Below are 13,062 nucleotides of genomic sequence, written 5' to 3'. Positions count from 1 at the left end.
CTGTGCGGGCCGGGCCCGGCGGTCAAGGGTCCGGATACCGGCCGGGATGTCGCAGGCGTCCGGCGGGCCCGGTTTCCCCTCGGCCGGGCCCGCGCGGTGGGCGGGCCCCGGGGCGCTGTCAGGTGTGGCCCTCCCAGTACGGCTCGCGCAGACGCCGTTTGTACAGCTTGCCGTTGGGGTCGCGGGGCATCGTCGTGATGAAGCCGAGGGTCTTGGGGCGTTTGTACCCGGCGAGCCGCCCGGCGCAGTGGCCGAGGATCTCGGCGGCGAGCGCGTCGCCCGCCTCGTACCCCTCCGCGGCTTCGACGACCGCTCTGACCTCCTCGCCCCAGTCGGCGTGCGGGATGCCGAAGACCGCGGCGTCGGCGACGGCGGGGTGGGTGAGCAGCTCGCTCTCGATCTCGGCGGGGTAGATGTTGACCCCGCCGGAGATGATCATGTCGATCTTGCGGTCGCGGAGGAACAGGTAGCCGTCCTCGTCGAGGATGCCGAGGTCGCCCACGGTGAAGAAGTCCCCGATGCGGTTCTTCCTCGTCTTGCCCTCGTCCTTGTGGTAGCTGAAGCCGCCGGTGCTCATCTTCATGTAGACGGTGCCGAGTTCGCCGGGCGCGAGGCGGTTGGCGTCGTCGTCGAAGACCGCGAGTTCACTGATCGGCCAGGCCCGGCCGACCGTGCCCGGTTTGCGCAGCCAGTCCTCGGCGGTGGCGAAGGCGCCGCCGCCCTCGCTGGCCGCGTAGTACTCCTCGACGCAGCTGCCCCACCACTCGATCATGGCCCGTTTGACGTGGTCGGGGCAGGGGGCCGCCCCGTGGATGGCGTGGCGCATCGCGGTGACGTCGTAGCTCTGCTTCACCTCATCCGGGAGGGCGAGGAGGCGGTGGAACTGGGTGGGGACCATGTGCGTGTGGGTGCAGCGGTGGGTGTCCATCGCCCGCAGCATCTCCTCGGGCGACCACTTGTCCATCAGGACGAGCGGGTGGCCGATGTGCAGGGCGGCTCCCGCGAACTGGAGCACCGCGGTGTGGTAGAGCGGTGAGCAGACCAGGTGGACGTTTCCGTCGAACGGTTTGATGCCGAAGATGCCCAGGAAGCCGCCGAGGTAGGTCTCCTCCGGGAGCTTTCCGGGCAGCGGGCGCCGGATGCCGCGCGGCCGGCCGGTGGTGCCGGAGGTGTAGTTCATGACCCAGCCGAGGGTGCGGCCCTCGGGGGGCGATACCGGCCCGTTCTCCAGCAGTTCGGCGTACGGGCGGAATCCTTCGACCGCGCCGACGCCGTAGCGGTGGCTCGCCGGGAGTTTCGCCTCGTCGGCGGCGGCGGTCGCGGCGTCCGTGAAGCGTTCGTGGGCGATGAGCACCTTCGCGCCGGAGTCGGAGACGATCCAGGCGATCTCGGGGCCCATCAGGTGGTGGTTGACCGGGACGAGGTAGAACCCGGCCTGCGAGGCGGCGAGGTAGGCGGTGAGGAACTCGACGCCGTTGGGCAGGACGACGGCGAAGGAGTCGCCCTCCTCCAGGCCGGCGGCGCGCAGTCCGTGCACCATCCGGTTGGCGTCGGCGTGCAGCCGGCCGGCGGTCCACTCCTCGCCGTCGGGTGCGATCAGGATCGTACGGTCGGGGTCGGCGGTGGCCTGGGCCCAGAAGCCGTTGGGCGGCTGGTTCATGAGGTGCTCCGTCCGGCGATGCGGTTGATCCGGTCCACGGCGCGCTCGAAGCCCCGGGTCAGGTCGTCGAAGACGGCCTGCACGCTGCGTTCGGTGTTCATCCGGCCGACGATCTGGCCGACCGGGGTGCCGAGCAGGGCGCCCGTCTCGTACTTCTGGATGCGGGAGACGGCCTCGGCGACCAGCAGTCCCTGGAGCGGCATGGGGAGCGGCCCCGGGCCCGCCGGGTCGTCCCACGCGTCGGTCCACTCGGTGCGCAGCTGGCGCGCGGGTTTCCCGGTGAGGGCGCGGGAGCGGACGGTGTCGCCGGAGCCCGCCGCGAGGAGTTTGGCGGTCAGGGCGCGCGAGTGCATGTCGGCCTCCTCGGTGGTGAGCCAGAGGGAGCCGAGCCAGACGCCCTGGGCGCCCAGGGCGAGCCCGGCCGCGACCTGTTCGCCGCTGCCGATGCCTCCGGCGGCGAGGACGGGGAGCGGGCCCACGGCGTCGACGACGTCGGGGACGAGGACCATGGAGGCGATCTCCCCGGTGTGGCCGCCCGCCTCGTAGCCCTGGGCGACGACGACGTCGATGCCGGCGTCCGCGTGGTGCCGGGCGTGCCGGGCGCTGCCCGCGAGTGCGGCGACGATTACGTCCTGCTCGTGGGCGCGGGCGATGACGTCGGCGGGCGGTGAGCCCAGCGCGTTGGCGAGCAGCTTGATGGGATAGCCGAACGCGACGTCGAGCTGGTTGCGGGCGACCTCCTCCATCCAGCCGGTGATGCGCCAGCCGGAGGCCTCGCCCTCGACGAGTTCGGGGACGCCGTGCTCGGTGAGGGTGTCCTGGACGAACTGCCGGTGCCCGGCCGGGATCATCGCCTCGACATCGGCCTCGCTGACGCCCTCCACCTTCTTCGCGGGCATCACGACGTCGAGGCCGTAGGGCTTGCCGTCGGTGTGTTCCTGCATCCAGTCGAGGTCGCGTGCGAGGTCGTCGGGGGCGGTGTAGCGGACCGCTCCGAGCACCCCGAATCCGCCGGCCCGGGTGATCGCCGCGGCCACCGCGGGGAACGGCGTGAAGCCGAAGATGGCGTGCTCGATCCCCAGTTTCTTGCTCAGCTCCGTCTCCATGGGCGGCAGGATGCCGCAGTCGGACGGCCGAAGGAAGAGATTTTCTGATGCAGTGTCAGATTCTTTGTGGCCCCAGGGGCCTACGGGGCGGCGGGGGGTGACAGTACCCTCTGGTCCGGCAGGAAGTTTCACGCTCGGAAGAGATTTCGAAAGTTACTTTCACGCAGTGGGAAGGGGTTCCGGATGACCGAGGACACGGCGGGCGGCGGCATCAGCAGGCGAAGGCTGGGCGGTGGGATGCTGGCCCTGGGCGGAGCACTCGCCCTGGCGCCGATTCCGTTCGCGGAAGGGGCGTCTGCCACGGAGTCGGGGGCGGGATCGTCGGACATGCGCGCAGGAACCGCGGCGGGGTCGCCGTCCGGACAGCACCGGCCGACGCTGCGGCGCGGGTCGGCCGCGCGGGCCGGGCTGCTCCAGGAGCCACTCGACCGGCTCGTCACCGAGGCCGAGAGATACCTGGGCAACTCCCCCGCGCACCCCTGGTACGCGGGCGCGGTCCTGCTCGCCGGGCGGGGCGGGACGGTCGCGCTGCACCATCCGATCGGCAAGGCGGTGCGCTACGCGTCGTACGACGAGAAGACCGACACCGGGGTGGAGTTCCCGCCGGAGCAGCAGATCGCCATGGCCGAGGACACGGTCTTCGACCTGGCGTCGGTCTCGAAGCTGTTCACCTCGATCCTGGCCGTGCAGCAGATCGAACGCGGCAGGCTGGAGCTGGAGGCGACGGTCGCCTCGTACCTCCCCGACTTCGCCGGCGGCGGCAAGCAGGACATCACGATCCGTCAGCTGCTCACCCACACCTCGGGCTTTCGCGCCTGGATCCCGCTCTACTCGGCGCCGACCCGGGAGGGGAAGCTCGCGCTGATCTGGAACGAGGTCCCGGCGAGCCCGCCCGGCACCGTGTACCTCTACTCCGACCTCAACCTGATCTCGCTCCAGCTGGTGCTGGAGAAGATCACCGGTCGCACCGAGGACGTACTGCTCCGCGAACAGATCACCGCTCCGCTCGGGATGCACCGCACCCGCTACAACCCGCCGGCCTCCTGGAAGCCGAAGATCGCCGCGACCGAGGACGAGCGGCCGCCGTGGTCCGGGATGGACCGGGGTCTCGTCTGGGGCGAGGTGCACGACGAGAACGCGTACAGCCTCGGCGGCGTCGCCGGTCACGCCGGGGTCTTCTCGTGCGCCTGGGACCTGGCGATCCTCGCCCGCACACTCCTCAACGGCGGGGTCTACGGGCGCGCGAGGATCCTCTCCGCCCACTCGGTGGACCTGCTGTTCACCGACTTCAACACGGCGTTCCCCGGTGACGCGCACGGCCTCGGCTTCGAGCTCTACCAGCACTGGTACATGGGGGCGATGGCCACCCCGCGCACCGCCGGCCACACCGGATTCACCGGCACCAGCCTGGTCCTGGACCCGTCGACCGACTCCTTCCTGATCGTGCTGGGCAACTCGGTCCACCCGGTGCGCAACTGGCGCTCCGGCAGCGCGCCGCGCGTCGCGACCGCCAACCAGATGGCGCGCGCCGTCGCGGTCCGGCCCGCCCGGGGCCGTACGGCCTGGTTCTCCGGCCTCGCCGGCGCGTCATCGGCCACCCTGGCGCTCCCGCCGCTGACCCTCACCTCCTCGCGCGCCCGGCTGAGCTGCGCCCTGTGGTGGGACACCGAACCGGGCTCGGACTTCCTGTACCTGGAGGGCTCGCCGGACGCCGGGAAGAGCTGGCGGCCGGTGCCGTTCAGCACCGTACCGACGGCACAGGACCGGCGGCCCCGGCCGGAACCCCATCCGGACGGCTCCGTCTCCGGCTGGTCGGGGCGGGTCTGGCACCGGTTCGACGCGGACCTGTCGGCCTGGCACGGCGCCGAGGTGCGGCTGCGCTGGCGGTACGCCACGGACCAGCTGTACGTCGGCCGAGGGGTCTACGTCGACGCGGTCCGGGTCGAGGACGGCGGCCGCACGGTCTTCGACGAGGGCCGGCCGGGCGACGCCCGGCGCATCGAGGCGGACGGCTGGACGCCCTCCGAGAACTGACCGGTCCGCGGCTCGCGGCCCGGACCGGCCGCGGGCCGCCGGATCAGGCGGCGGAGCGCTCGGCGGGCACACGCCGGCGCAGCGCGGCCCGGCCGATGGCGGGCGGGTCGTAGGCCATGTCGAGCATCCCGACATCGGTACCGGGCGGCACGATGGCGTCGATCCGGTCGAAGACCTCGTCGGTGAGGACGGCCCCGGCGCCGGCGAGCAGGTCGTCGAGGTGCTCCATGGTGCGCGGGCCGATGATCGCCGAGGTGACGCCGGGATGGGCGATCGCGAAGGCCATCGCCAGGTGGGTCAGCGACATGCCCGCCTCCCGGGCGACCGGGACGAGCTGTTCCACCGTGTCGAGCCGGCGCTCGTCGCTCAGGTGCTTGAGGCCTCGGGCCGCCCGCAGGCTGTCGGTCGGGGCGCCCTTGCGGAAGCGCCCGGTGAGCAGCCCCTGCGCGAGCGGGCTCCAGACCATGGCGCCCATGCCGTAGCGCTCGCAGACGGGCAGCACCTCGCGCTCGATGCCCCGGTTGAGGATCGAGTACGGCGGCTGCTCGGTGCGGAAGCGCTCCAGGCCGCGCCGCTCGGCGGTCCACTGCGCCTCGACGATGTCCGAGGCGGGGAAGGTGGAGGAGCCGATGGCGCGGACCTTGCCCGCGCGCACCAGGTCGGTGAGGGCGGAGAGGGTCTCCTCCACGTCGGTGTCCGGCGCGGGGCGGTGGATCTGGAAGAGATCGACGTGGTCGGTGCCCAGCCTGCGCAGGGAGTCCTCGAACGCGCGGATCAGCCAGCGCCGAGAGTTCCCCTGCTGGTTGGGGTCGTCCCCCATCGGGAGGTGGGCCTTGGTGGCCAGCACCACCGAGTCCCGGCGGCCCTTGAGGGCCTTTCCGACGATCTCCTCGGACTCACCGCGCGAGTAGGCGTCGGCGGTGTCGACGAAGTTGATCCCCGCGTCCAGCGCCTTGTGGATGATCCGGACGGATTCGTCGTGGTCGCGGTTGCCCGCAGCGCCGAACATCATCGCGCCCAGGCAGTACGGGCTGACCTTGATGCCGGTCCGACCCAGTGTGCGGTAGTTCATGATGCTCCTCGTACCTTGACCGATGCCCGGCAGAGCGCACCCGGGCGCTAAGCTGGGAAAAACGGAACAGCGTTCGACCTGAACAATACGGAACAGTGTTCCGCTTAGCAAGGGGAGCATCGTGCACGAGGACACGGACCGGGAGACCACCGGCAGCGGCGCGAGCGGGGCCCAGCCCGGCAAGCGCCTGCGCGCCGACGCCCGGCGCAGCACCGACGCCCTGCTGGCGGCGGCCGCAGAGGTCTTCGCCACCTCGGGGGTCGACGCACCCGTACGCCAGATCACCGCCAGGGCGGGCGTGGGCGCCGGCACGCTCTACCGGCACTTCCCGCAGCGCTCCGACCTCATCGCCGCGGTCTTCCGCAACGAGGTGGACGCCTGCGCCGACGCCGCGGCGCCTCTCGCGGCGCGGTACGGGCCGGCCGAGGCGCTCACCATGTGGCTGCAGCGCTTCGCGGTCTTCATCGGCACGAAGCGCGGGCTCGGCGCCGCCCTCCACTCGGGCGACCGGGCCTACGACAGCCTGCCGGACTACTTCCAGGAGCGCTTCGTACCCGCGCTCGGCGCACTGCTGGACACCGCGGTGCGAGCCGGCGAGATCCGCTCCGACATCGGCCCGGACGACCTGCTGCGCGCCACGGGCAACCTGGCCATGCCCGCTCACGACGACGGGGAGGGCCACACACAGCGGATGGTCGCGCTGCTCGTCGACGGACTGCGCCACGGCGCCCGGCCCCAGACCAACTGACCGAAGGTTTTTTCCGCGTCGAAATATTTCGCCGCGAAGGTGCCGGATTCCCGAGGGAAACAGCACGCACAGCGATAGCACATGCGTTAGACCGCAGGTCGGCAGCGATACGCGTGAACACATTCCGCAATCGCGACCAGCATGGGCCAGACCGGCAGGACGAGCTTTCGACGTGCTTTCGTAACGCTCAGATGCGAATGTACGCATCCGTCCCCTCATTTGGATACCCGCGATGCCCGATGACTCACATACGGCCAGGTCAGAGCGATTCATCGGAACAAGCGAGCGGTTAACCCTTTCGAAATATTTCGGAAATGCGCCGTTGACGAGCCATTCCGGCGCGCGCATACTCTCCCTCGCTCCCCTCACCACCCGATCTCGCTCCCCGCACCACCCGTTCAACCGGAAGAAGGTGTTGGAAAGTGATCCTCAATCCCCCACCCGGTGGAGAATCCGCGCACCGGCCGCTGCGCTCCCGGGCACGAAGAGCATTCACCCTCGCCACAGCGGGAGTTCTCACCGCCGCCGGAGTCCTGTCGCTGGCGGGCACCGCCGACGCCGCGACCACGCTCGGCTCCTCGGCCGCCGCCAAGGGCCGGTATTTCGGCACCGCGGTCGCCGCGAACCACCTCGGTGAGTCCGCGTACGCCTCGGCGCTGGACACCGAGTTCAACATGGTGACGCCCGAGAACGAGATGAAGTGGGACGCCGTCGAGTCCACCCGGAACTCCTTCGGCTTCGGTCCCGCCGACCAGATCGTCAGCCACGCGCAGGGCAAGGGCATGAAGGTCCGCGGCCACACCCTGGTCTGGTACTCCCAGCTGCCCGGCTGGGTCGGCGGGCTCGGCGCCGACGATCTGCGCACGGCCATGAACAACCACATCACCAAGGTGATGGACCACTACAAAGGAAAGATCTACGCCTGGGACGTCGTCAACGAGGCCTTCCAGGACGGCGGCAGCGGAGCCCGGCGCAGCTCGCCCTTCCAGGACAAGCTCGGCGGTGGCTACATCGAGGAGGCGTTCCGCACCGCCCGCGCTGCCGACCCGGGTGCGAAACTCTGCTACAACGACTACAACACCGACGGGCAGAACGCGAAGAGCAACGCGGTCTACGCCATGGTGAAGGACTTCAAGCAGCGCGGTGTACCCATCGACTGCGTCGGCTTCCAGTCACACTTCAACGGCAACTCGCCCGTCCCGGGCGACTACCGGGCCAATCTGCAGCGCTTCGCCGATCTGGGCGTCGACGTCCAGATCACCGAGCTGGACATCGAGGGATCGGGTTCGGCGCAGGCCGCCGACTACACCAAGGTCGCGAACGCGTGCCTGGCCGTGTCCCGGTGTGCGGGAATGACTGTCTGGGGCGTCACCGACAAGTACTCGTGGCGCAGCGGCGGCACTCCCCTGCTCCTCGACGGCGACTACGCCAAGAAGCCCGCGTACAGCGCGGTACTGACGGCGCTCGGCGGCTCCGGCGGTGGCGGTGACGGCGGAACCGGTGGCGCCACCTGCACCGCCACCTACACCAGGACGGACACCTGGGGCGACCGGTTCAACGGCCAGGTGACGGTGCGGGCGGGGAGTTCCGCGATCAGCGGCTGGACGGTGCCCGTCACCGTGACCTCCCCGCAGAAGGTCTCCACCACCTGGAACGGAACCCCGTCCTGGGACAGCAGCGGCAACGTGATGACCATGAGGCCCAACGGCAACGGGAGCCTGGCCGCCGGGGCCTCGGTGTCCTTCGGCTTCACCGTCATGACGAACGGCAACACCTCGGCGCCCGCCGTCGGAGCCTGCACCGCCTCCTGAGATCCGCACCTCCGGGGCGCGGCGGCCACGCGAGGGCCCGCGTCCCGGAAGCCGGCCGGGTCACCCGCGCGAGGGCACGCCCCGGTGGCGGCGCCCTCGCGCTCCTCGCGCCCCGGTCACCCCCGTGCCCCCGCCGTCGGAGCCGCCGCCTCACCGACGCGCGCCCGGCTCGCCGGCACCGTCGCCTCGGCGGGCGCCTGCGCGGTCGACTCGCGCACGACGAGCCTCGGCCTGATCAGCAGCGAACGCCCGGCGACCGGCGCCGAGTCGATACGGGCACGCAGCTGCTGGAATGTCTCGGCGGCCATCTCCGGCAGCGGCTGGCGGACCGTGGTGAGCGGCGGCTCGAAGAGGTCGGCGAGCAGGATGTCGTCGAACCCGACCACGGAGACGTCCTGTCCGGCGCTGCGCCCGGCGTCCTTCGCGCCCCGGCAGATGCCGATGGCGCACATGTCGTTGATGGCGACGAAGGCGGTGGGCGGGCGCGGCCGGGCGAGGAGTTCACGGGCGGCGTTGCGGCCCAGTTCGGCGGCGTCCTTGTCCCCGAACTCGGCGGTGTCCGCCCCCGGCCAGACGATCGCGTCGGCGGGGTCGAGGCCGGCCGACTCCAGGGCGGCCCGGAAGCCGCGCAGCCGCTCGCGGCGGTTGACACTGTTGACCGAGCCCGAGACGAACGCCAGCCTGCGGTGCCCCAGTTCGAGCAGGTGCCGGGTGGCGAGCTCCGCGCCCATCGCGTTGTCGACGCTGATGGAGGCGAGCGAGGGCGGGTCGCCGGCCTGGGCGGTGCGGTCGAAGGCGACCATCTTCAGGCCTCGGCCGAGCAGCGGCGCGACATGGTCGAGCGAGGGCAGCGAGGAGCAGAGCACCACGCCGCTCACCCCGTCGGCCAGCAGCTCCTCCCCGTACTTGAGCTCGCGGGCCGGGTCGCGCTCGCTGTTGCAGAGCAGTACGTGGTAGCCCTCGGCCAGCGCGATGGCCTCCAGCTCCCGGGCGAGCGCCCCCCAGAAAGGGTTGGCGACGGACGGCACGATCAGACCGATGACCTTGATCCGGCCGGTGCGCAGCATCCGTGCCGCACGGTTGGGCCGGTAGCTGAGCCGCTCGATCACCTGCTCCACGCGGGCCAGGGTGGCCGCCTGCATACGGTCCGTACGCCCGTTGAGGACGTTCGACACGGTGCTCGCGGATACTCCCGCGGCCTCCGCGACCTGATGGATCGTTACCCCGCTCATGCCACCTCCGGTTCGGAACGCGTTCAGCCACACTAGTGTACCGATTTACTGAACTCTCTTCACCGGTACACCCGTTAACTTCCTTGAAAATTGTTGTGCATCAGCTGTTGACGCGCGTCTCGACGCGTTCCTAGTCTCAGTGCATCGATTTACCAGCGCTTCCCAGCCATGGCCGGGTTGCCATCGCTGGATCGATCCACCGCCTCCACCTCAAAAGGGGTGCCCATGGAACTCAAACGACGGTCGCTGCTCGCTGCCATCGGCGCCGGCACTGCCGCGGCCGCCCTCTCCGGCTGCGGCACCGGCTCCTCGGCGGCCGGTTCCGCCGACGGTCCCGCCGAGGGCGAGATCACGCTGCTCACCCCGATCTACGAGGGCGCCAACGGCAAGACGCTGTTGGAGAAGCAGATCCTCGGCGGCTTCCGGAAGAAGTACCCGGACGTCAAGGTGAACGTGGACTACACCACGTACACGCAGCTCAACGAGAAGATCACCACGGGTCTCGCGGGCGGCCTGCTGCCCGACGTGCTGATGATGGGTGTCGGCTGGATCCCGCCGTTCGCGGCCAAGAAGGCGATCGCCCCGCTGCCCGAGAAGTTCGCCACCGCGCACGACTACGAGAAGCGGGTGCTGGAGCCCTCCCGCTACGACGGCAAGCTGTACGCGCTGCCGGTGGTCCTCGACACCCGCATCGTCGTCTACCGCAAGGACCACTTCGCCGAGGCCGGGATCAAGAAGACACCGGCCAACTGGGCGGAGCTGCGGGCGATCGCCAAGCAGCTGACGAAGAGCGGCCGGATCGGTTTCGACCCGTTCTCCATCGAGCTGCGGCAGTGCTGGGAGACGTTCCTCTTCGCCAATGGCGGTCAGCTGTTCAGCGAGGACGGCAAGAAGGTGCTGTTCACCGACAGCCGGGGCGTCGAGGCGCTGCAGTTCTTCAAGGACCTCTCGAAGGACGGCTCCGCCGACTACACCAAGAAGACGGCCGCCGGTGCACCGTCGAACGTCCAGACCGGCAAGGCGTCGATGATGATGACGACCAGCGCCCTGTGGGAGCAGTGCCGCGAGCAGTCGCCGGACCTGCTGAAGGACGACAAACTCGGCTGCTTCGTCCTCGCCAACCGCCGGCCCGCGATGCTCCAGGGCGGCACCCTGGTCTCCCAGTCGGCGCGTTCCAAGCACCCTGCGGCGGCCCGTGCGCTGGTCGAGTACCTCGCGACGCCGGAGTCGATCCTGGGCGCGGCCAAGCAGCGCGGTTCCGTGCCGGGTCTCAAGGACCTCAACGAGAGCGGCTACGTGAAGGAGAACAAGTTCGTCGATCTGTCGCTGCGGAACATGAGCGCCGCACGCTCGGAGGGCGGCACCGCCGCGTGGATGGAGATCCGCGAGAAGATCAAGCCGACGCTGGAGCCCGCGATCGTGGGCGGTCAGTCCGCGAAGGACGCCATCGCGGAACTCGGCCGGCTGGCCGAGGCCGCCATCGGCCGGATGTGAGGCGTCACTGTGGGAGCGACATCCGTACTGAAGGCACGGCCCGCACGGCCGCCTTCCCCGACTGAGCACAACGCACCGGCGGCACGCCGGTCGCGCAGGACCCCGATGGGTCCCGGCCGCCGCAGGCAACGGGCCGGCATGTTCCTGGTGGCACCCGCCCTGCTGCACGCCTCCCTCTGGATCGGGCTGCCGGTCATCGCGTCGGTGGTCCTGGCGTTCACCAAGTACGACGTGCTGACGCCGCCGCAGTTCGTGGGGTTCGACAACTTCCGGGACATGCTGGACGACGCGGTGTTCCGCAAGTCCATCGTGAACACCGTCGTCTACACCTTCTTCACCGTGCCGTTCGGCATGGCGCTGGGGCTGCTGATGGCGCTCGCCCTGCACACGGGCCTGAAGGCGCGGGGCATCTTCCGCACCGCGATCTTCCTGCCGCAGGTCACCGCGACGGTGGCCATCGCACTGGTCTGGCTGTGGATCTACAACCCGGGCAACGGCCTGTTCAACACCTTGCTGTCCTTCGTGGGCATCCAGGGACCTGCCTGGCTCGCCTCGACGTCATGGGCGATGCCGTCGGTGATCCTGGTCGGCATCTGGCAGGGCATCGGCATGAAGATGCTCATCTACTTGGCCGCGCTGCAGTCCCTGCCGAAGGAGCTGTACGAGGCGGCGTCGGTGGACGGCGCCTCGAAGGTGCGGCAGTTCTTCTCGATCACGCTGCCCCTGCTGAAACCGGCGACGTTCTTCGTGCTCATCACCTCGATGATCAACGCGTTCCAGTCCTTCGACCAGATCTACATCCTGACCGACGGCGGACCGGCCAACAGCACCACGATGATGACGTATGAGATCTACAAGTCCGCCTTCCGGGAGTTCCGCGTCGGCTACGCCTGCGCCCAGTCCCTGGTGCTGTTCGTCCTGCTGATGGGCTTCACCCTGGTCAACCGGCGGATGATGGGAGGCACCCGTGGCCACAGCTGAGCTGCACAAGCCCGGGGCCGTGCGTCCGCCCCGGCCCGCCACCAAGGCCGGGCGCCGCTCCGCCGGCCGGATCGCGCTCTTCCTGACACTCTGCGTCGTCTCGCTGCTGATGGTGGTGCCGTTCGTCTGGATGGTGCTGACCTCCCTCAAGACACCGGTGGAGATCGCGTCGCAGGACGCCGGACTGCTGCCGGAGCACTGGGATTTCGGCAACTACGCCGACGCGCTGAAGGCCGCGCCCTTCGCCACGTACGCCCGCAACAGCCTCGTCATCGCGGTCAGCCACACCCTCATCAACGTCCTGGTGGCGTCGATGGCGGGGTACTCACTGGCCCGGATCAGGTTCCGCGGCAGCGATGTCATCTCCTACCTGTTCATCGCGGCGCTGATGATCCCGACGTACACCAAGGTGCTGCCGGAGTTCCTGATCGTCCGCTTCATGCCGCTGGCCGGTGGCAACGACCTCTTCGGCCAGGGCGGCAGCGGCTGGCTGGACTCCTGGTGGGCGCTCATCGTGCCCGGCGCGGTCACCCCGTTCGCCGTCTTCCTCTTCCGGCAGTTCTACCTGGACCTCCCGGTGGAGCTGGAGGAAGCCGCCCGGCTCGACGGGCTCGGCGAGTTCCGGATCTACTCCAGGATCATGTCCCCGCAGGTCAAGCCCGCCTTCATCACGGTGGCGCTGCTGACCTTCGAGTCCTCGTGGAACAACTTCCTGTGGCCGTTGCTGGTGACCCATTCGGACAATCTCCGGGTGATCCAGGTCGGGCTCTCCGTCTTCAAGACCGAGAACGGCACCCAGTGGCACTTCCTGATGGCGGGCACCACGCTCGCCACCCTGCCCATGGTCGTTCTCTTCCTCATCGGCCAGCGCTATTTCGTGCAGGGCTTCGCAACCGCCGGTCTCAAGTGACCGGTCCCGGTCCC

The 13,062-nt window shown here is 69.9% G+C and carries 10 protein-coding genes; 6 read left to right on the top strand and 4 right to left on the bottom strand.

Translation table 11 applies throughout. The features are described 5' to 3' along the window. Window positions 1-118 precede the first annotated feature (118 nt). Window positions 119-1,660: an acyl-CoA synthetase gene (locus tag EDD93_RS31830; RefSeq protein WP_123529071.1), complete on the bottom strand. Its 1,542-nt coding sequence runs from the start codon at window positions 1,658-1,660 to the stop codon at window positions 119-121. Beyond that, window positions 1,657-2,766 (bottom strand): nitronate monooxygenase family protein, encoded by a 1,110-nt coding sequence (locus EDD93_RS31825; RefSeq protein ID WP_123529069.1) that lies wholly within the window; start codon window positions 2,764-2,766, stop codon window positions 1,657-1,659. Before EDD93_RS31825 ends, EDD93_RS31830 begins: the two co-directional genes overlap by 4 nt. Before the next feature lie 183 nt (window positions 2,767-2,949). Here EDD93_RS31825 and EDD93_RS31820 point away from each other — a divergent pair, with 183 nt between their 5' ends. Continuing rightward, the gene (locus EDD93_RS31820) at window positions 2,950-4,800 is read left to right on the top strand and encodes a serine hydrolase domain-containing protein (RefSeq protein WP_123529068.1); all 1,851 of its coding nucleotides are present in this window, start codon (window positions 2,950-2,952) and stop codon (window positions 4,798-4,800) included. A 43-nt stretch (window positions 4,801-4,843) separates the two neighbouring features. On the opposite strand, the gene EDD93_RS31815 is transcribed toward EDD93_RS31820, so the two are convergent. Then, window positions 4,844-5,872, bottom strand: coding sequence for an aldo/keto reductase (locus EDD93_RS31815; protein WP_123529065.1), 1,029 nt, complete (start codon window positions 5,870-5,872; stop codon window positions 4,844-4,846). A gap of 121 nt (window positions 5,873-5,993) precedes the next feature. Between EDD93_RS31815 and EDD93_RS31810 the strand changes: the two genes are divergently transcribed. Both EDD93_RS31810 and EDD93_RS31805 read left to right on the top strand, forming a co-directional pair. Next, a complete protein-coding gene (locus EDD93_RS31810; RefSeq protein WP_260256017.1) occupies window positions 5,994-6,620 on the top strand; it encodes a TetR/AcrR family transcriptional regulator in 627 nt (208 codons plus the stop codon). A gap of 422 nt (window positions 6,621-7,042) precedes the next feature. Continuing rightward, a complete protein-coding gene (locus EDD93_RS31805) occupies window positions 7,043-8,431 on the top strand; it encodes an endo-1,4-beta-xylanase (protein WP_123529064.1) in 1,389 nt (462 codons plus the stop codon). A 116-nt stretch (window positions 8,432-8,547) separates the two neighbouring features. Here EDD93_RS31805 and EDD93_RS31800 read toward each other — a convergent pair whose 3' ends face one another. After that, a complete protein-coding gene (locus EDD93_RS31800; RefSeq protein WP_123529062.1) occupies window positions 8,548-9,663 on the bottom strand; it encodes a LacI family DNA-binding transcriptional regulator in 1,116 nt (371 codons plus the stop codon). A 225-nt stretch (window positions 9,664-9,888) separates the two neighbouring features. Between EDD93_RS31800 and EDD93_RS31795 the strand changes: the two genes are divergently transcribed. The 3 genes from EDD93_RS31795 to EDD93_RS31785 all read left to right on the top strand — a co-directional run bounded on the left by EDD93_RS31795 (window position 9,889) and on the right by EDD93_RS31785 (window position 13,048). After that, window positions 9,889-11,157: an ABC transporter substrate-binding protein gene (locus EDD93_RS31795; protein ID WP_123529060.1), complete on the top strand. Its 1,269-nt coding sequence runs from the start codon at window positions 9,889-9,891 to the stop codon at window positions 11,155-11,157. Window positions 11,158-11,262: 105 nt separating this feature from the next. Then, entirely contained in the window at window positions 11,263-12,138 is an 876-nt protein-coding gene (locus tag EDD93_RS31790; RefSeq protein WP_260256016.1) for a carbohydrate ABC transporter permease, read from the top strand. Continuing rightward, entirely contained in the window at window positions 12,125-13,048 is a 924-nt protein-coding gene (locus tag EDD93_RS31785) for a carbohydrate ABC transporter permease (RefSeq protein WP_260256015.1), read from the top strand. Before EDD93_RS31790 ends, EDD93_RS31785 begins: the two co-directional genes overlap by 14 nt. Window positions 13,049-13,062 lie beyond the last annotated feature (14 nt).

It is taken from the genome of Streptomyces sp. 840.1 (assembly GCF_003751445.1).
Lineage (GTDB): Bacteria > Actinomycetota > Actinomycetes > Streptomycetales > Streptomycetaceae > Streptomyces.
Note: the sequence above shows the minus strand (reverse complement) of the source record. Positions and strands in the feature narration are given on the sequence as shown.

Bases quoted from the DNA above. Each gene is read 5' to 3' on its own strand.
- EDD93_RS31815 (WP_123529065.1), bottom strand. From the start codon at position 5,872: ATGAACTACCGCACACTGGGTCGGACCGGCATCAAGGTCAGCCCGTAC.
- EDD93_RS31825 (WP_123529069.1), bottom strand. From the start codon at position 2,766: ATGGAGACGGAGCTGAGCAAGAAACTGGGGATCGAGCACGCCATCTTC.
- EDD93_RS31820 (WP_123529068.1), top strand. From the start codon at position 2,950: ATGACCGAGGACACGGCGGGCGGCGGCATCAGCAGGCGAAGGCTGGGC.
- EDD93_RS31790 (WP_260256016.1), top strand. From the start codon at position 11,263: ATGGGTCCCGGCCGCCGCAGGCAACGGGCCGGCATGTTCCTGGTGGCA.
- EDD93_RS31830 (WP_123529071.1), bottom strand. From the start codon at position 1,660: ATGAACCAGCCGCCCAACGGCTTCTGGGCCCAGGCCACCGCCGACCCC.
- EDD93_RS31795 (WP_123529060.1), top strand. From the start codon at position 9,889: ATGGAACTCAAACGACGGTCGCTGCTCGCTGCCATCGGCGCCGGCACT.
- EDD93_RS31800 (WP_123529062.1), bottom strand. From the start codon at position 9,663: ATGAGCGGGGTAACGATCCATCAGGTCGCGGAGGCCGCGGGAGTATCC.